Origin of the sequence: Sediminicola sp. 1XM1-17 (assembly GCF_037203765.1) — a bacterium.
GTDB lineage: Bacteria > Bacteroidota > Bacteroidia > Flavobacteriales > Flavobacteriaceae > Sediminicola.
The window spans coordinates 103,977-123,826 of the sequence record NZ_JBBCAS010000002.1 but is presented as its reverse complement, the minus strand read 5'-3'; the positions used below and the strand labels follow the sequence as shown (position 1 = coordinate 123,826).

At 41.5% G+C, this 19,850-nt stretch carries 16 protein-coding genes; 8 read left to right on the top strand and 8 right to left on the bottom strand.

Going from position 1 to position 19,850, the window contains the following annotated elements; all coding sequences use genetic code 11:
* Positions 1-408, top strand: a complete 408-nt coding sequence (locus WAA86_RS03505) for a thiol-disulfide oxidoreductase DCC family protein (protein ID WP_337299593.1) — start codon at positions 1-3, stop codon at positions 406-408.
* A 29-nt stretch (positions 409-437) separates the two neighbouring features.
* On the opposite strand, the gene WAA86_RS03500 is transcribed toward WAA86_RS03505, so the two are convergent.
* The 4 genes from WAA86_RS03500 to aroC all read right to left on the bottom strand — a co-directional run bounded on the left by WAA86_RS03500 (position 438) and on the right by aroC (position 5,535).
* Positions 438-1,607 carry a flavohemoglobin expression-modulating QEGLA motif protein gene (locus WAA86_RS03500; RefSeq protein WP_337299592.1) on the bottom strand — a complete coding sequence of 390 codons (1,170 nt, stop codon included), beginning with the start codon at positions 1,605-1,607 and terminating at the stop codon, positions 438-440.
* 62 nt (positions 1,608-1,669) lie between these two features.
* The gene (locus WAA86_RS03495) at positions 1,670-2,971 is read right to left on the bottom strand and encodes a dicarboxylate/amino acid:cation symporter (protein WP_337299591.1); all 1,302 of its coding nucleotides are present in this window, start codon (positions 2,969-2,971) and stop codon (positions 1,670-1,672) included.
* Positions 2,972-3,094: 123 nt separating this feature from the next.
* The gene (locus WAA86_RS03490; protein WP_337299590.1) at positions 3,095-4,408 is read right to left on the bottom strand and encodes a dicarboxylate/amino acid:cation symporter; all 1,314 of its coding nucleotides are present in this window, start codon (positions 4,406-4,408) and stop codon (positions 3,095-3,097) included.
* 62 nt (positions 4,409-4,470) lie between these two features.
* On the bottom strand, positions 4,471-5,535 hold the full coding sequence (aroC, locus tag WAA86_RS03485; protein WP_337299589.1) for a chorismate synthase: 1,065 nt from the start codon (positions 5,533-5,535) through the stop codon (positions 4,471-4,473).
* A 185-nt stretch (positions 5,536-5,720) separates the two neighbouring features.
* On the opposite strand from aroC, the gene WAA86_RS03480 reads away from it, so the two are divergent.
* Positions 5,721-6,560 (top strand): UDP-2,3-diacylglucosamine diphosphatase, encoded by an 840-nt coding sequence (locus tag WAA86_RS03480; protein ID WP_337299588.1) that lies wholly within the window; start codon positions 5,721-5,723, stop codon positions 6,558-6,560.
* Positions 6,561-6,570: 10 nt separating this feature from the next.
* Here the strand turns inward: WAA86_RS03480 and WAA86_RS03475 are convergent, their stop codons facing one another.
* Positions 6,571-9,486 carry an FAD-binding and (Fe-S)-binding domain-containing protein gene (locus WAA86_RS03475; RefSeq protein ID WP_337299587.1) on the bottom strand — a complete coding sequence of 972 codons (2,916 nt, stop codon included), beginning with the start codon at positions 9,484-9,486 and terminating at the stop codon, positions 6,571-6,573.
* 90 nt (positions 9,487-9,576) lie between these two features.
* Between WAA86_RS03475 and WAA86_RS03470 the strand changes: the two genes are divergently transcribed.
* The gene (locus tag WAA86_RS03470; RefSeq protein ID WP_337299586.1) at positions 9,577-10,062 is read left to right on the top strand and encodes a hypothetical protein; all 486 of its coding nucleotides are present in this window, start codon (positions 9,577-9,579) and stop codon (positions 10,060-10,062) included.
* Positions 10,063-10,163: 101 nt separating this feature from the next.
* Positions 10,164-11,273, top strand: coding sequence for a TlpA disulfide reductase family protein (locus WAA86_RS03465; protein ID WP_337299585.1), 1,110 nt, complete (start codon positions 10,164-10,166; stop codon positions 11,271-11,273).
* A 69-nt stretch (positions 11,274-11,342) separates the two neighbouring features.
* On the opposite strand, the gene WAA86_RS03460 is transcribed toward WAA86_RS03465, so the two are convergent.
* Together WAA86_RS03460 and WAA86_RS03455 are read right to left on the bottom strand one after the other, a co-directional pair.
* A complete protein-coding gene (locus WAA86_RS03460) occupies positions 11,343-12,986 on the bottom strand; it encodes a hypothetical protein (protein WP_337299584.1) in 1,644 nt (547 codons plus the stop codon).
* Between the two features lie 184 nt (positions 12,987-13,170).
* A complete protein-coding gene (locus WAA86_RS03455; RefSeq protein WP_337299583.1) occupies positions 13,171-13,818 on the bottom strand; it encodes a rhomboid family intramembrane serine protease in 648 nt (215 codons plus the stop codon).
* 54 nt (positions 13,819-13,872) lie between these two features.
* On the opposite strand from WAA86_RS03455, the gene WAA86_RS03450 reads away from it, so the two are divergent.
* Positions 13,873-14,760, top strand: a complete 888-nt coding sequence (locus tag WAA86_RS03450) for a lysophospholipid acyltransferase family protein (protein ID WP_337299582.1) — start codon at positions 13,873-13,875, stop codon at positions 14,758-14,760.
* A gap of 69 nt (positions 14,761-14,829) precedes the next feature.
* Here WAA86_RS03450 and glmM read toward each other — a convergent pair whose 3' ends face one another.
* Positions 14,830-16,218 carry a phosphoglucosamine mutase gene (gene glmM / locus WAA86_RS03445; protein ID WP_337299581.1) on the bottom strand — a complete coding sequence of 463 codons (1,389 nt, stop codon included), beginning with the start codon at positions 16,216-16,218 and terminating at the stop codon, positions 14,830-14,832.
* Between the two features lie 96 nt (positions 16,219-16,314).
* Here glmM and WAA86_RS03440 point away from each other — a divergent pair, with 96 nt between their 5' ends.
* The 3 genes from WAA86_RS03440 (at position 16,315) to ggt (ending at position 19,833) form a co-directional block, all read left to right on the top strand.
* Positions 16,315-16,908, top strand: coding sequence for an acyl carrier protein phosphodiesterase (locus WAA86_RS03440; protein WP_337299580.1), 594 nt, complete (start codon positions 16,315-16,317; stop codon positions 16,906-16,908).
* 215 nt (positions 16,909-17,123) lie between these two features.
* The gene (locus WAA86_RS03435) at positions 17,124-17,948 is read left to right on the top strand and encodes a hypothetical protein (protein WP_337299579.1); all 825 of its coding nucleotides are present in this window, start codon (positions 17,124-17,126) and stop codon (positions 17,946-17,948) included.
* A 196-nt stretch (positions 17,949-18,144) separates the two neighbouring features.
* Entirely contained in the window at positions 18,145-19,833 is a 1,689-nt protein-coding gene (ggt, locus tag WAA86_RS03430) for a gamma-glutamyltransferase (protein WP_337299578.1), read from the top strand.
* Positions 19,834-19,850 lie beyond the last annotated feature (17 nt).

Genomic DNA, 19,850 nt, shown 5'->3' with positions numbered 1-19,850 from the left:
ATGGAAGAAAATAAGAAAATTATACTTTTTGATGGTGTTTGCAACCTTTGCAATGGGGCCATCCAATTTATCATTAAACACGATAAACACGACCAATTTAGGTATGCGCCATTGCAAAGTGCCACTGGAATGAAATATCTGCAACAACGGCATATAGACACCACCAATATTGACAGTATCATCCTCATAGAACCTGGAGTTGCCTATTATACCAAAGCAACTGCAGCGCTAAAGATTGGGCAGGATTTTGGAGGTGCATGGAAATTATTGCAGGTATTGGAATGGATACCCGTATCTATAAGCAACTTCGTTTACGACATTGTGGCAAAGAACCGTTATAAATGGTTTGGCAAAAAGGAAGATTGTATGATTCCCACACCTGAGCTAAAAGCCAAGTTTTTGGATTAATTTTCCAACCTTACTAACGTAGTTTATTCCTATTTCAGATTGTTCAAGATAAAGTCCAACGTCTTATTGGCGTTCTTATTTTCCCCAAAGGCCAGATTTTTATGGGTAATATTTTGGGCCAGACCATGATCGAACAAGTGTTGTATCCCTTGTTCGTATTCCATATTAACCTTGCCGGTCAATAGGATATCCATAGGTACCCCCTTCTTATAGCGTTTATATATTTTTCGCAAGCCGCTCAAATACAAACGGTCTTTGGTAAAACCACCACCTCTATGGGCTCTCATCGTAATGGTGAAAGCATCGTTTTTATTCAACTTATATTGGTTGTGGATCATATCGAAGGTATCCGAAAAACTAGAACCTTTTATTAAACTATCAGATGCCAAAACCCTATAAGACAACTCTTTAAGTCTTTTTAGGGTGAGAGCGCCACTCATATATTCACTAAACACTGCAAGTCCTTCCTGAGTCTCCACATTTTTAGGAAACCCGTTGGAAAAAATCTTGAGAGGCTGATCCTTACCATTAAAGGTAGTGACCAAATGCACTCCGATCTCGTGGTTCGCCAAGGTCAGCAATTTGTTCTTGGAGAATTTTGCATTTTTTTTGATGACGAGGGATTGGGTACTGTTCCTCACCATGGCATCCGCAGCAAGGCTTGTGGAAAGTTGTATGTTCAAAGGAAAATCATAGGATTGTACGAACTCCTCAAAATATGCCTTGGCTTCCTCGGCCGTATAAACTTTTTCCAGTTCAGTGGTTACGGGCTCATCTTCAAAATGGAGGATATATCTGGCGTTCTGAACATCCTTCTCGGTTGGTGTACCAAATACCCTGAGGGAATTGTAATAGAACTTCTTTCCTTCTCCTATGGTCTCAATACATTGGATCATATTGGAGTAGTAGTAGATAATTTCCTGGTACATTTTCCGGATCACTTCATCCTCAATTCGTTCCAATCGCTGGGAATAGAACAACCGATGTAGCTTGTATGGATCAAACTTGATCTTGGGATACTTAAAAACAGGGTCTTCCGTATACTTGGATGCAAAAAAGCGCTGTTTCTCCTTTTCAATATTCAAAGGGTTAAGATAGCTGAGCAGTTCTATCTTTTGTACCAAACGGTCCAAATTGATATCGATCTCAAAAAGATCGGCATGCTCCTTTTCAATAGCTACCAAGTCAGTATTCTTCATAAACTGCAATTACAAAAATGTATTCGGGCGCAATTTAGTCATTACATCCCAATACGTGGTCCTTATACCCTTTTGGCCTTGGTAAAATCTATTTTTCCAACAGATTTCGCAACTACCAAACTCACCATGGCATCCCCGGTTATGTTGATTACCGTTCTGCACATATCCAAAGGACGGTCTACAGCAAAGATGAGCGCGAGTCCGATGGCCAATTTATCCGCTGGGAACCCAATGGATTCCAAAACGATGACCAACATGACCATTCCAGCACCTGGGACGGCTGCCGAGCCTATAGAGGCCAAAAGCGCCGTTAGAACAATCATCAACTGATCCGTGAGCTCTAAATGGTGCCCTAGGGCCTGAGAGATAAATACTGCTGCAACCCCTTGATAAAGACTGGTACCGTCCATATTGACCGTTGCGCCCACAGGAAGCACAAAACTGGACACTTCCTTGTCTACACCAATTTCGTCCTCCACAATTTTCATGTTCACCGGTAGAACGGCCGCGCTACTACTGGTAGAGAATGCCAAAAGTTGGGCTGGACTCAATTTTTTAAGGAACCAAAATGGGTTGATCCTGGTGGTTATAAAAATAACCGTACAATAAAAGACAATCATAAGCATAAGGCCCAGAACCACAACACCCGAATATTTCAATAGGGCATATAATAACTCTGGATCCCCCGAGCTGACCACCACATTGGCCAATAAAGCAAAAACAGCTACCGGGGCCGTAAGCATGATCAGATCCACCATTTTTAACACTGCATCGTTTAAGGAGTCAAAAAGATTTTTCAAAGGTTTGGCCTGTTCTTCCCCGATCAACAGCATAGAAATTCCTAGGAATACGGTAAAGAAAATTACCTGTAGCATGAGTTTATTGTTGCTCATGGCCGTAAATATGTTATCTGGAACCATATCCACCAAAAACTGCAATGGCCCTGTTTCCTTTTGTAGGGAAGCTTCTTCAATCTTGGCCTGCAGACCGGAATTGTCCGCATAGGTAGAAGTCAACCTTTCAATGGTCTCACTGGAAATACCATTACCTGGATTAAAAATATTCACCAAAACTAAACCTATGGTTATGGCCATTACCGTGGTCATGATGAAGATGACCATTGTCCGTAGGCCTATGTTCCTAAATTTGGAAATGTCCTTTAAATCAGAGATGCCCTTGATGAGGGAGGCCAAAATTAAAGGGATGGCTATAAGTTTGAGTAGGTTGATGAATATGACCCCAAGAGGATTTATCCAATTTTCAACAAACTCTTTGCCCCCAGATACTTGGAGCATTAGATATCCAAAAAGCAAACCCAACAACATCCCAATTAGGATTTGCCAATGCAAAGCGACTTTTTTCATAATTTCAAATAAGAACGCGCTAATGTATTAGAAGATTCGATTGAAATTACAAAGGCATATAAAAATATTTTAGGGCCCAAAAAAGGCCCTAAAACAATGAATCCAAGATGTGTTTGTGATATTTTAAATAACCTTCTTTCCCTTGTAATGGTCGTCCCAATCCTTCACCTTGGGATCTCCCAATTTATCCACGGACTTGGCAACTACCATGGAAACGGTCGCATCTCCGGTAACGTTCACTACGGTCCTGCACATATCCAATGGACGGTCCACGGCAAAAATCAGTGCCAGACCTGCTTCAGGTATTCCTGCTTGCGCCAGCACAATGACCAACATGACCATTCCCGCACCCGGTACGGCAGCACTCCCAATGGATGCCAATGTCGCCGTAACAATGATTCCCAATTGGGCAGACAAACTGAGGTCCATCCCAAACGCTTGGGCTATAAAAACAGCGGCCACTGCCTGATAAAGACTCGTACCGTCCATGTTGATGGTGGCTCCGATGGGCAGTACAAAACTGGTCACCTCTTCCTCAACTCCCAGATGCTCCTCTACCCGTTCCATGGTCACAGGAAGGGTGGCGGCGCTGGAACTGGTTGAAAATGCCAATAATTGAGCCGGAGAGATTCCCTTTAAAAAGAAGGACGGAGTTTTTTTGGTCACCAACCATACAATTAAAATATACACGGCTATCATCAATGTAAGTCCAATCAATACGGAAAGGGCATACCACCCCAACGCCTTGAAAAGATCCATACTGGGTGATTCTACCACCAATGCCGCCAATAGGGCAAATACCCCAAAGGGTGCCGCTAACATGATCAAGTCGATCAACTTTAGGATCACCTCATTAAAACCGTCAAAAAATTTCTTCACCGGGTCGGCCTGCTCTTCTGGGATCAGGATAAGTCCCACACCAAAGAGAATGGCAAAAAAGATTACCTGGAGCATGTTTCCGTTGTCACTGGCAGCTTGGAAAATATTTTCCGGCACCAGATCCTCCAATGCCCTCAAAGGCCCGGCATCTCTTTGTTTGGCTGCCTCTGCTATTTTTGAGTCTGCGTCACCTTTATAATTTTCTACAAGTTCATTTCTGGTTTCTTGTGAAATGGAAGATCCCGGCTTCACCAAATTGACCACCCCTAAACCTATAGATACCGCAATAATGGTCGTTAGGACATAGATTCCTATGGTCCTGCCCCCCATTTTGGATAATTTGGAAATATCCTTCAGGTCGGAAACCCCTTTGATCAGGGATCCAAGAATCAACGGAACTGCAATTAATTTTAGGGAGTTGATAAATATATTACCGAAAGGTTTTATCCAATCCGATACAAATTTTGGTCCCCATTCCAATTGGACCATTAAAAAGGCAAAAATGACGCCCAAAAACATTCCAATAAGAATTCGCCAATGCAATTCCAGCTTCCTCATAAATTTTAAATTTTAAGGGAGTAAGATACTATTTTGTGAGGAAAAGCCGAAAAAAAGGAAAATTATAATTTGATTGTCCTGTTCAACAAGGTATAATCTGCCAAAACCAAGGCGGTCATGGCCTCCACTATGGGCACTGCTCTTGGCACAACACAAGGATCGTGTCGTCCTTTACCCTGTGTGGTTACCATATTACCTTCTTTATCTATAGTCTCATAGCCTTGAATAACCGTGGCAACTGGTTTAAAGGCGATGTTGAAATAAATATCCATTCCATTACTGATACCCCCTTGGATACCGCCACTGTGGTTGGTTTTGGTAGTGCCATCCGAATTAAACTGGTCGTTATGCGCACTTCCCTTCATTTTAACCCCTTCAAATCCACTGCCATATTCAAATCCCTTTACGGCATTTATGGATAGCATGGCCTTACCCAATTCTGCATGGAGCTTATCAAAGGCAGGTTCCCCCAAACCAATGGGTACATTCTGTACAACGCAGGTGATTACACCACCTATCGTATCACCTTCCTTTCTAATTTCCTTGATATAATTTTCCATTTTCAAGGCCATTTCAGGGTCTGGACAGCGTACTGGGTTCGACTCTATCAATGAGAAATCCAATTCCTTGTAATTGGTGGATAGGGATAAATCTCCGACCTGTGAGACATAGGCATTTATTTTGATACCCTTTAGAAATTGTTTGGCGATGGCACCAGCCACTACCCTACTCGCGGTTTCCCTGGCCGAGCTCCTTCCACCTCCTCTATAATCCCTAAATCCATATTTCTGGTCATAAACATAATCGGCATGGGAAGGCCTGTATGAATCCTTTATATGGGAATAGTCGTGCGATTTTTGATTGGTATTGTGAATGGCAAAACCTATGGGCGTACCAGTAGTCTTGCCCTCAAAAATTCCGGAATAAAACTCCACGGAATCCGGTTCTTTACGTTGGGTAACGATGGCCGATTGACCGGGTTTACGACGATCCAATTCTGTTTGAATGGCCTCCAAATCCAATTGAATTCCAGCAGGACATCCGTCCAAAACGCCACCAATGGCCACACCATGAGATTCACCAAAAGTCATTAGTTTGAATAGGGTACCAAATGTATTACCAGCCATGTAGATATCTTTCGTTCAAAGGTAAATCTTAAATCAGAGAAACAAAAATGAAGTAGGGGCATATTACCCTTTACAATTCAATTAACACAAATTAATCTAAACTTAACCTTTTGCTTAACAATTGTTGATCTCTTGGTAATTGTAAGTTTATACTAATTAGTTTTTTTTGGACAAAATAAAAGTCATTGAAAAAAAGAAAAATAGAGGTTGCGGTAATTTCAGATGTGCATTTGGGCACCTTTGGGAGTCATGCCGATGAGCTCATTGCCTATTTGAACAGCATCCAACCCAAAAAATTGATCTTGAACGGTGATATTATTGATATTGGGCAATTTAGCAAGCGGTATTTTCCGACCTCGCATTTGAAGGTTTTGAAAAAAATAATTGGAATGGCCGCAAATGGTGTAGAAGTCTATTACATCACCGGCAACCATGATGAAATGTTGCGCAAGTTTGCTGGTACTACCATAGGTAATATTCACATTGTCAACAAATTGGTATTGGACTTGGACGGTCGGAAAACATGGTTTTTCCATGGCGATATTTTTGATCATTCAATACAAAAGGCAAAATGGTTAGCCAAATTGGGCGCTTATGGCTACGATACACTCATACTGATGAATAGCGGCATCAATTGGTTAAACATTAAACTTGGAAGGGAAAAGAGCTCCATTTCCAAAAAAATCAAAAACAACGTCAAGGGTGCCCTAAAATTTATAAGTGATTTTGAAAGAACAGCTGCAGAGCTGGCCATTGAAAACGAATATGACAACGTGGTCTGTGGACATATCCACCAACCGAAAAAGGAGTATGTTGAAAATAAAAACGGAAAATGCACCTATCTCAATTCTGGGGATTGGGTAGAAAATTTGACCTCTTTAGAGTACAACTTTAAAAGATGGAAGATTTATCATTACAACCACGATAAATTATCACCATTCTTTGCCGATGAGGATTTAAAGAAAATGAACCTTCAAGAATTGATTTCATCCATTGCAAAAAAAAGCAATCCACCAGCAGCGTAAATCCGTACCACTAGACTAAGGCCTGTTTTAAAATGGTTATAGGATGTAAGGCTTTTCTTTTGGTGCCATCATGGATCTGATGCCTGCAACTGGTTCCATTGGCTGCAATGATGACCTCCTCGCCAGATTTCCTCACTGCAGGAAACAATCGTAATTCCCCGATCTGCATACTCACTTCATAATGTTCCTTCTCATAGCCAAAAGATCCCGCCATCCCACAACAACCAGAACTTATAATGGAAACAGTATAGTTCTCTGGTAAGTTTAGAACATCAAAAGTTACCTTTTGGTTCGACAATGCTTTTTGATGACAATGGTTATGGATTTTCACGGTCCTTGCCGCTTTGGTAAAACGATCCGAAGTTATTATCCCTTTTTGAATTTCATTTGCCAAAAATTCCTCAATAAGGAAGGAATTTGAGGCTATGGCATCCATTATTTTGGGATCACCCCCGAAACGCTTGTATTCATCCCTAAAGGTCAGAACCGCTGAAGGCTCCAATCCAATGACCGGTAATCCCTGAACGGCAAATTCTTTTAATCTTTCCATATTGGCTAGGGCCAGTTTTTTGGCCTCCTTTAAAAATCCTTTGGAAATATAGGTACGGCCACTTTCCGCATAAAACAGTTGCACGTCATAACCCAATTTACACAACACCTCAATAGCATCCTGACCAAGTTCGGTATCTAGATAATTGGTGAATTCATCAATATACAAAACCACTTTTGATTTTGTTATAGTATTCTTTTTTATAGCCTTTTGAAGGTGCTTATTGAAATCAAAACTTGAAACTTTTGGCAGGCTTCTTTCTTGTGCCACCCCGGCAGTTTTCTTAACTAAAGAACTCAATACCTTAGATCCATATACCACATTGGTCAAGCCAGCCATTTTACTGCCCAATTTGTTCAATCGGGTATTGTGGGCGAACAGTTTGCCCCGTAACGGATACCCGTTTGCTTCCTGGTATTGGTATAAAAATTCTGTTTTCAGGGTCGCTATATCCACGTTACTCGGGCATTCACTGGAGCATGCCTTACAGCTTAGACAAAGGTCAAAAACATCCTTCAGCTCCTTACTGTCGAATCGATTGACACCACTTGGGTTGGTCAAAAATTCACGCAGAGCGTTGGCGCGACCCCTAGTGGTATCTTTTTCATTTTTGGTGGCATGGTAACTGGGACACATGGCCCCAGCAACATGGTGGGTTTTTCTACAATCCCCACTCCCATTGCATTTTTCGGCCGCCTTTAACATACCCTCACTGTCCGAAAAATCGAGTAAGGTCTTGATCTCAGGCTCTTCACGGTCAATTTCGTAACGCAGGGACTCGTCCATGGGATAGGCGTCCACTATTTTTCCAGGATTGAATATCCCTTTGGGATCAAAGTAGGATTTTACCCGCTTCAGCAATTGGTAATTGTTCTCACCAATCATCAAAGGAATAAATTCTGCCCTGACAATCCCGTCACCATGCTCCCCGCTAAAGGAGCCCTTATAACGCTTGGTCAATTTGGCCACATCGGTGGTAATAGCCCTGAACAAGGCCACATCTTCCGATTTCTTAAGGTTCAAAATAGGTCGCAAATGGAGCTCTCCCGCGCCCGCATGGGCGTAATATACGGCGTCCTGTCTATACGATTTCATGATCTGGGAAAACTCCCCAATAAAATCTTTCAAATCTTCCAAGGCCACGGCAGTATCCTCTATACAGGCCACGGCCTTTCGGTCCCCGACCATATTGCCCAACAGTCCCAAGCCTGCTTTTCTCAATTCTGCAGCCTTATTGGTATTTCCCTCCTTCAGAATGGCATTGGAATAACTGAATCCCGACGTTTCTATGGTTGCCAACAATGCAGCTACCTGTCTGTTCAGGTCTTCTTCGGTATCGGAACGCAGTTCCAACATCAACACGGCTGCCGGATCCCCTTCTATAAAGAATCTATTGGCCAATTGCGCCCTGTTGTTCTTGGTACAGTCAAGAATGACCTTATCCATCATTTCACAGGAATGAAGGTTGTGCTCCATAACGGGAACCACATCCTTTAAACTGTCTTCCAAGGTATGGTAATGGGTGACCACCATGGCAGATAATGTTGGTGGCAGCACATCCAATTCTAAGGTAATTTCAGTGGTAAAGGCTAAAGTACCTTCACTACCACTCAATAGTTTACAAAGGTTGATATCCTCATCAACATTGGTAAACACATTGCTTTTTAGGATTTCATCAACGGCATACCCCGTATTTCTACGATGGATGGAAGGCTTGGGAAACTCTTCCAATATTTCTTGCTGGATTGCAGTATTACTGAGTTCCTTATATAAATTCTTATAAACCGAACCTTCCAGAGTGTCCAATTCCATTTTTTTTATAAAATCAGCTTTGGAAAGGGCGCTGAACTCAACATCGGCACCATCTGCCAAAATGGTCTTCATGGAGATGACTTTATCCCTGGTTACCCCTTGTTGGATAGAGGTAGTACCGGAAGAGTTGTTACCTACCATACCTCCTATCATGCATCTGTTGGAGGTGGAGGTATTGGGCCCAAAGAACAATCCGTAGGGTGCCAAAAATAGATTCAGCTCATCTCTAATGACCCCTGGCTGTACGGTTACCTGCCTTTTGGCTTCGTCCAAATGGATAATTTGGGTAAAATACTTGGAAACATCCACAACCAAACCATCTCCTACACATTGTCCTGCCAAAGAGGTCCCAGCTGTTCTTGGTATAATACCAACACCTTGCTCACTTGCAAAATTCACAACCTTTCTAATATCCTCAACCGTTTTTGGAAAGACCACTGCCAATGGAATCTTACGATAAACAGAGGCATCTGTTGCATATAGTGCAGTTGTAAGGGTATCCCATTGCATGTCCCCCTCTAAATTGCTTTTTAGTTTTAAGAGCAAATTATTATCCACTTCCATCAATTTTAAGTGCTAAATTAAGTTTTTATTAACTTTACGCCATCAATAATCATCTAATTTTGGACCCGAAATAATCTTAAAACAAAACTTATGAAAATATTTAAAATTTTAACGCTTATCCTTTGCTTTGCGAGTTTCTCATTGAGCGCACAGCGTGTTGCTGACAATGCACTTGGACTTCGTTTAGGCGATAGTGATGGTTTTGGAGCTGAAATCTCCTACCAAACAGCCCTATCCTCCAATAAAAGATTGGAGTTCGACCTAGGCTGGAGAGACAGTAGAAACTATGATGCCTTTAAATTGGCAATCGTTCACCAATGGGTACGGCCAATTGAAGGGGATTTCAACTGGTATTACGGTGTTGGTGGTGGATTAGGAAGTGTAGATCATGTTAATTATCCAGATGATGGTGGGCTATTTGTTTTTGCCGCCGGTGATATTGGTATCGAATATAATTTTAATATCCCATTGCTTCTTTCATTGGATTTTAGACCTGAAATTGGAGTGGCTGGTTATGATCATTCTTTTAATGATTTCAACTTTGATATCGCTCTTGGTATCCGTTACCAATTTTAGGACCACCTATTAACCAATACAAAGAGCCCTAGCATTTATGTAATGTTAAGGGCTTTTTTTATACACGATAATATAATTACCTTTGACCGTCTAAATTAAAAATGATGAAAAAAATAATAGTATCCCTTTGTGCTTTAACGGCCATAATTGCTTGCAATAAAAATCCAGATGGTTTTAGTCTTGTTGGAACGATCAATGGGGATTTAGAGAACGGTACCAAGGTGTATCTAAAAATGGCAAATGACCAGAATCAGTTGGTAGACGTGGATACCACTACCGTTGAAAATGGAAAATTCAATTTTTCGGGACCGGCAGACCTTCCGGAATTGCATTATATCTATATAGATCAACTCAGGGGCAACATTCCTTTTGTTGTTGAAAAAGGTGAAATAGAACTGACGGTTCAAAAAGACAGCTTAAACAATGCACAGATTGCGGGAACTCCCCAAAACGAATACTTCAGTGATTTCATTAAAGGATCAAAAGCATTGTCCAGCAGGGCCATGTCCATCAATGCCGATATGAGGAAGGCAAGTGCCAATAGCGATGAAGGCACCATGGCATCCCTAAGGGACGAGTATTTTGAATTACAGGAGGAGGCAAAGAATTTTGAATTGGATTACGTAAAGAAAAATCCAAACTCCCTTATTTCTGTTCTGATCATCGATAAGGTGCTTCAGACCAAGTCCATGACCGATGAGGAAGTTAAAACTTTGTATGATGGACTTTCTCCGGAAATGAAAAAGACCAAACAAGCAAAGGGCATAGAAGAAAAATTGAACAGTAGCAAGAGTACCGCTATTGGCAGCAAGGCCCCCAACTTTACGGCCCCTACCCCTAACGGGGATCTGTTGGCACTTAATGATGCTCTGGGGAAAGTAACTATCGTTGATTTCTGGGCCGCTTGGTGCAAGCCATGTAGGGCTGAGAACCCAAATGTGGTCAAGGTTTACAACCAATACCACGATAAGGGATTGAACATCTTGGGCGTTTCCTTGGATAGAAAGGCCGAAGACTGGAAAAAAGCCATTGAAGATGACGGTCTTACCTGGAACCACGTTTCCAACGTGCAGTACTTTGATGAAATTGCAAAATTGTACAATGTAGATGCCATTCCGGCCACCTTTATCTTGGATGAAAACGGTGTTATCGTTGCGAAGAACCTTAGAGGCCCCGCCTTGGAGCAAAAGATTGCCGAGCTATTGAAGTAATCTTTATGACACATAAAAAAAAAGCCCTAAACTTCGCAGTTTGGGGCTTTTTTTTATACGTTATCTTTTCTAATTGAATGCCTTGCGCACATCTACAAAGTCACCTATCACCTTAGCGTTCTCTTCTAAAACAACTTCGCCAAAAATGGTTACCACGGCATTGTTCAAAAACTCTATGGAAGCACCTTTCTTAAGAATAAGATCACCATAGATAGTCAGGTTTCCTTCTACTCTAAAGACAGCATTTTCTTCCACAAGAATTTCCTTTTGCTTTTTATTGCTACCAACTATAAAACTACCGTTCATTTCGAACAAACCACCTTTATCTATTTTGGTGTCATTTTGTACGGTCCATGAACCGCACAGTAACAAAGATCCTTTTATTTCTACACTCTTCAGTCTTTTTCCTGCCCCAGCTGAATATCCCAACTCTTGGCCTACTTCAACCTTCATGTTGTCATTGCCCAGATAAACCAAGAGACTGGCACATCTGTTCAATAAGGTTTCGGAGGGTTTGTTCATTTTAAGGATCTGAAGCCCCAACTTACCGGAAGCGGCAAACACATAATCTTCTTTAGATTCCACAAAATTGATCGATCCATCCAATCCTATGATCCCGAATTCTTCGGTATTATCGGTCTTCTTTTCGTTCAAACTTAACCCAGCTCCTCCGTTTGCCATAAGGACTACGCCGTCATTGATGGCCACAGCATTGTTAACGATGTCAGACATGTCAACCCCATCAGGGTTGATCAAAATTGGGATATATTCAATGAACGCTCCCGATGTGGCATTGTAAACACCTACTCCTTTGGAGCCTTCCGAAACATTGATTCGATCTGCGTCAAAATCTACTGTTTTCTTGGTGGATACACCAAAATCACTATTGATCGGTATTTCGCGGATTAATTGGAAGTTAAGGTCATAAATGCTTACACCTTTACTACCATCCAAGACGGCTATCTTATTGTTCTCAACAGCCAAAGACCTAAGGTCTGCAGAAAGAACACTTTTTGTATTGGTTAAACTTAGTTTATCATAGGAGACCAAGGCACCGTCCATACCACTGGTCACAAAAACCTGGGTTGCTGTTGTTTCTACATCGGTGGCAACAAATCCTTGCTGATAGCCAAAGACAATACCCGTAGTACTAAAAATTCCGTTCACTGCTGGTATTTTTGCAACAAATGCATTGGATAGTGCGGTTGGGTCACCTTCTGCTTCAATTCCACCCACGGCATAAACAAATCCATTGTCATATTTAAGGGAATTGATATCCCTGTTTGTAAAATATAATCTTGAAGAGACCACTGGGTTATTGGGATCGGATATATTGATAATGTCTATGGCACCTGCATAGCTTACATCTACCGTATTATAGGATACATATGCAAAACTACCATCAACATGTACATGGGAAGCCGTTAGATTGGTTCCACCAGCAAACGAAGGTGGACTAACCTGTGCTACCAAGGTAAGGGGATAATCACCGGCTACGCCTTCGGCATTTCCTTTGGAAAACTTTCCCGATATTTCATCCTTTTCGAAAATATCCAATACTCCAGAATTGCCAAAAACAATACTGTTGGTCAAAATATCGATATTCGATTCTAATTTGATGGTGCTTTCAGGTTCAGCGTAAAAGGTAGTTTCATCACTACAGGATATAGCCAACAATAAAACTGTTGAAAACAGAAAGGAAATTCTTTTCATTATAAGTAGGTTTAACATTATTTGGGTTATCAAAGAACGTTAAAATCTACGTTTAAGTATAAAATACAAGGATATTCTCGACTTCCTGTCCTAAAAAGAGGACAAAAAACCATATCCCATTATCTCTATCCCCTCATTATTGGAGAAAAAACAGTCGTTTATTAACGCTAATCTTTTATCGATTTTAAATTTTTCCCATCTTTTCCAGGCCGAAAAGAATGACGATGGGAACAGCCATGAGCATGACCATCAGTGTCTCAGACACCAAAAGACTAGGCATAAACACCAAGGTCATCACATATCCTCCAATGGCGCCACCAAAATGTGCGGTATGCCCAATATTGCCCAAACGGTTTTTCATGCCATATATGGAGTACAGCAGATAGGCGATTCCGATCACATAGGCTGGTAAGGGTATTGGAATGAACAAGATCCCCAATTGCATTTCTGGTTGCAATAAAATGGCGGCGTATAAGATTCCGGTCACCGCCCCACTGGCCCCCACAGCGCTATAATAAGGTTCGTTTTTGTGAAAAAATTGGGCCAACAAACTTCCTGCGCCCAAACTGACCGCATAAATCAGCAAAAACAAGGGAGCCCCCAACCAGGCAATGACCACATTGGCAAAAAAATAAAGGGTGAACATATTAAAGAACAAGTGGGAGAAATCTACATGAAGAAAACCAGAGGTAAACATTCGGTCCTTCTCCCCTGCCCGTATGGCAGCAATATTGAACTTGTAGCGTTCAAAAAAACTTCTATCGTTAAAACCTTTTAGGGAGACCAGTACATTGATGGCAATAATGGCAATGGTGGCAATATGCATATTCATAGGATACCTTGATTTGGATTCAAATATAGCTATATTTGCCCATACTTTTTTTGCATGCAGCTACTAGTTTATATCTTGGCCTACCCCTTTTTATGGCTTATTTCCATCCTACCCTACAGGTTGTTCTACGCGGTCTCTGACGTAGTGTTTTTTTTGGTCTACCATGTGGTGGGATACCGTAAAAAGGTGGTCTACAATAACTTAAAATTGGTCTTTCCAGAAAAGTCCGAAGCTGAACTGCTCTCCATTAGAAAAGATTTTTACAGTCATATGTGCGATCTGTTTTTAGAAATGGTAAAAACCATGGGGCTTTCCAAGGAAGAGGTAAAAAAAAGGTACCATGTGGTCAATATTGAAGTGCTACAAGAATTGGAAAAGAAAAAAAGTATTCTTGTCCTCTGCTCTCATTACGCCAATTGGGAATGGAATGTAAGTATGAACAATTATGTAAAGTCCAAAGGCTATGCGGTATACCAAAAAATAGGGAACAAATATTTCGACCGACTTATCAAAAGAATACGGTCTCGGTGGAATACCACACCCATTACCCAAAAAGAGACCGTAAAAACCGTGGTCAGAAATGAACAATTGGGAGTTACTGGAATATTCGGGATGGTCAGTGATCAATCCCCTATGGTTTCCAAAGCGCAGTATTGGAGTGAATTTATGGGCGTTAAAGTCCCCATCTTCAACGGTGCCGAGGTCATGGCCCGAAAACTGGATTTGGCCGTAGTTTTTTTAAAGGTATCCAAGGTCAAGAGAGGCTACTATCAGGCAGAGTTCATCCCAATAACCGAAGCTGGAAAAAAAACCGACAAAAATGAAATTACAGATCGATTTTTAAGGGAAACCGAAAAACAGATTCGGGAAAGACCAGAACACTATCTTTGGACCCACAAAAGGTGGAAACACCGAAACAAAGTCCCCAAAGCATTTCAATAAGAAAAGGCCTGGTAACATTGAATCTCTTCCTTGGTACACCAGGCCTTTTCATTTAGCTCCGACGGTTATCTAGATACCCGCCACTTCTTTGATCTCAGCTATAATGCGGTCTGCCAAACCATCTGCTTCAGCCTGACTCTTTGCTTCCGTATAAATCCTGATAATCGGTTCAGTGTTGGATTTTCTTAAATGCACCCAATTTTCTGGAAAATCGATCTTCACCCCATCAATATTGGTTACCTGCTCGTTCTTATATTTCTCCTCCATCGCTACCAAAAGTGCATCCACATCCAATTCTGGAGTCAATTCAATTTTCTTTTTGCTCATAAAATAGCTGGGATAACTATCGCGCAATTCCTTGACCGTACCGCCACGCTCTGCCATCAGCATTAAAAACAAAGCAGTACCAACTAAAGAATCCCTCCCATAATGACTTTCAGGGTAAATGATTCCCCCATTGCCTTCACCTCCAATAATGGCATTGTTGGCCTTCATTTTGGTTACCACATTAACTTCACCTACGGCTGCCGCTTCGTAAGTACCACCATGTTTCTCGGTAATGTCCCTAAGGGCCCGGGAAGAAGAAAGATTGGAAACGGTATTTCCTTTTGTTTTGCCCAATACGTAGTCCGCACAGGCCACTAAAGTATATTCCTCTCCAAACATCTCACCATCATTGCTTATAAAGGCGAGTCGATCGACATCGGGATCCACCACAATTCCAAAATCTGCTTTTTCTTTGACCACCAAGGCGCAAATATCTCCCAAGTGTTCCTTTAAAGGCTCTGGATTATGGGGAAAATGCCCGGTAGGCTCGCAATACAATTTTACGACTTCAACTCCTAATTCTTTTAATAATTGGGGAATGGCGATACCACCCGTGGAATTGACACCATCTACCACCACTTTGAACTTGGCGGCTTTGATCACTTCCTTGTCCACCAATGGCAAATTCAATACTTCATCTATGTGGATATCGATATAGGCATCATTTCTTGTAATGGACCCCAAATCGTCTACCTCAGAAAAATCAAAATCTTCTTTTTCCGCAATTTCCAAAATTTTAGCCCCTTGCTGGGCATCCAAAAACTCCCCTTTTTCATTCAATAATTTTAGGGCGTTCCACTGTTTTGGGTTGTGGCTAGCGGTAAGAATGATACCCCCATCGGCCTTTTCCAAAGGCACTGCAATTTCCACTGTCGGAGTTGTGGAAAGGTTAAGGTCTATAACGTCTATTCCCAATCCTACCAAAGTAGAGACCACAATATTCTGGATCATCTCCCCTGACAGTCGGGCATCCCTTCCAATTACAACAGTTAGCTTATCCTTTTTGGAGTATTCTTTTAGCCAAATTCCGTAGGCTGCAGCAAATTTAACGGCGTCTATAGGGGTTAGGTTGGTACCTGGCTTTCCGCCAATTGTACCTCTTATTCCTGAAATTGATTTGATTAGTGTCATGTATGCTATAAAAAGTTTTTGCAAATATACACCTCTACAGTTTATTACTAGGTTTGTAATTTGTAAATTCGACTTAATGACAGCAGAATACGGTCTATGAATTTTTTAGCACATATATACCTCTCTTTTGGGAATGACGAAATTACCATAGGAAATTTTATAGCCGACAGTATAAGGGGCAATAGGCACAAACATCTTCCCATGAATGTCCAAAAAGGCATTATGCTCCACAGGGCCATAGACACCTTTACTGATGCCCATCCCACGGTTAGAAAGAGCACCCGGCGGCTACATGAAAACTACAGTCATTACAGTGGGGTGATCGTTGATATTTTTTACGACCATTTTTTGGCCAAAAATTGGGATCAGTATTCCAATACCCCTTTGGAAATTTTTGTTGAGCGGTTTTACGATCTATTGGAAGAGAACTACACCATTCTTCCAGATGGCGTAAAAAGAATGATGCCCTATATGATCTCCGATAATTGGATCTATAATTACTCCAATTTGGATGGTATATCCAGAGTATTGAGTGGCATGAACCGCAGAACAAACAACCGAAGTAAAATGAATTATGCTATTTTGGATCTCGAAACACATTACATTGATTTTGAAAAAGAATTTTCCGTTTTTTTTGAAGAATTAAAAACCTATTCCAAAAATCAATTTGATCTTCTAATTTCCAATTGATGTCATCAGGTCAAGGTCTTTAAATTCATGACATATTTCTTTTTTTATTATATTTATGTTCTTCTTCTGAAGAAGCATAACACAGTTCCCCACAGTATAAGTCTCCCCCTATATTTCTAAATTTTAAGTTCCCCTCTGGCAATGGATATGTTTGATCATTGGACACAATGATTCAGGTTTTAATCAGTAATAAATAAACTTTTAAATTTAAATCAATGAAAATTAAAGCAATTTTTGTAGGTGGATTCGTATTGGTTTTACTGAGTTTTATGGGCTGTAGTAAAGAAGGCTTGGATGAGATTTCTTCTCAAACTTACACTAGTAAGGCAAAATTTAAAAAAAACAGCACCAAAACCAATACTTTTTATGGCCCACAAGTAAAATTGGGCCAAGGACATGTGCGCTCATGGATCCGAATTACACACAGCGGCATACCAGAAGAAATTGGCATTGAAATGTCTAAAAATTTACTGAACCAACTTCCTAGTGGAGATGATCCGGTACAATTGGTATTGCCATTGCACAAAAAAGCAAAAGAAGAGACCCCTTTTGACCATGTCTTTTTCGATTGGAATCCTCACGGCCATGAACCAGATGGGGTTTTTACGGTGCCCCATTTTGACGTACACTTCTATATGACATCAGTCGCTGAAAGGGAGGCGATTCCAATTTATCCCGAAGCGATGGCCAAGTTTGATAACTACCCACCGCCAGGTTATTTACCTGATGATTATTTCACACCTCCAAATGGTGGAACCGCAGTTCCTATGATGGGTACCCATTGGATTCCCATGAGTTTTGTACCTCCATTTACTAACATATTGCTTTATGGATCCTATGATGGTGAAGTAACCTTTATTGAACCCATGAACACGGTGGCATATTTGGAAAGTGGGGTACCATTTAGCGAAGCTTATTCGCAGCCTTCAAAATTTGCAAAAACCGCTTATTATCCAACGGTATACAATGTTTACCAAAATTCCAAAGATCAAAAGCAGATTATCTCGCTTAGCGGTTTCGTACATCGAAACGCCGAATAATGAAATCAAAAGGGTTGTCCTGGGGCGGCCCTTTTTTTTTACCACATTCCAATTACCCATTTCTATATGAATATCATGGAGTCCGATGCTAACAGACCAGCTGCTTGGAAGGGCATGCCATGACATAAAAATGAGTTGGGCGGATAGGAGATTCTAAAGAATTGGTTATCTTTTGCGTATTGAAATGATAAAAAAAATGAAGAACTATTACTTATTCGCCCTTACGCTTCTACTCTTAGTCAACTGCAAAACCAAACAACCGGCACAACCTACAGGCCTCGTTACAGAAAAGGCCATGGTGGTATCTGCCCGGGTGGAAGCTTCAACCATAGGCTCGGAAATTTTACAAAAAGGAGGAAATGCTTTTGATGCCATGGTGGCCACGGAACTGGCTTTGGCAGTGGCCTACCCCTATGCAGGGAATATTGGGGGAGGTGGCTTTATGGTATATCGGAAGAGCAATGGTGATGTTGGATCATTGGACTATAGGGAAAAAGCACCAATGACTGCCCATAAAGACATGTATTTGGACTCCTTGGACAACGTTATTCCCAATAAAAGTACGCTGGGGGCAACGGCCGTGGGAGTTCCAGGAACTGTAGCTGGAGTGATAGAAGTGCACAAAAAATTTGGGAGTTTGGCCCTAAAAGATATACTGGCGCCTGTAATAGCGCTGGCAGAAAGAGGTGTAGTGGTGACCAAAAAACAAGAAGAACGCCTAAACGAGTATCGTAAGATCATTATAGAAGTCAATTCAGATAGCACCTTGTTTGCCAAAATGTACAAAGAAGGTGATACCGTGAAATATCCAGCCCTGGCCAAGACCCTAAAAAGAATTGCCATGGAAGGCCGCGATGGCTTCTATAAAGGTGAAACGGCCAAGTCCCTGTCGGCATTTATCCTTGGCCAAGGCGGCTATGTAACCGAAGAAGACCTTGCATCTTATGAGGCCCAGTGGAGACAGCCCATCATTTTTAAATATAAGGACTTAAAAATCATATCCATGAGTCCGCCCAGCAGCGGTGGTGTTACCATGAACCAGATTTTCAAAATGATGGAGCCTTATGACGTGGCCAAATTTGGTAACAATTCAACCAAGACCATTCAACTTTTTACAGAAGCCTCCAGAAGGGCTTATGCGGATAGAAACTATTATTTGGGCGATCCGGATTTTGTGGACATCCCATTGGATGTATTGTTGAGCCAACAATACCTCAAAGAGCGCATGGACAATTTCTCCTTTGACAAGGCTACCAAATCATCGGACATAGCCCGTGGCGAAGTACAGATCGTTGAGAGTGATGAAACCACTCATTATTCCATAGTGGATAGTGCAGGGAACGCTGTTTCTGTTACTACAACCATCAATGGTGCCTATGGTTCCAAATTGTACTGTGATGAGCTTGGGTTTTTCTTAAACAACGAAATGGACGATTTTAGCTCCAAACCTGGCGTGCCCAATATGTTTGGACTCATTGGTGCGGAAGCCAATAGTATCGCTCCCGGCAAAAGAATGCTGAGCAGTATGACGCCAAGCATTGTGGAAAAGGACGGGGATTTATATATGGTAGTGGGCACCCCGGGAGGATCAACCATAATTACGGCTGTTGCACAGACCATCCTCAATGTCTATGAATTCAACCTGAGCATGCAAGAGGCAGTTAATGCTCCAAGGTTCCACCATCAATGGCTTCCCGATGTCATCGTTTTTGAACCCGAAGGTTTTTCACCAGAACTGAAATCGGCCTTAAGTGCCAAAGGTTATATCATTAATGAAGAACGGAATCCGATCATAGGTAAGGTCGATGCCATTAGAGTCCTGCCCGATGGTAGGCTGGAAGGTGGGGCCGACAAACGCGGTGATGATACGGCCGTGGGCTTTTAATACTTTATATATCCAAC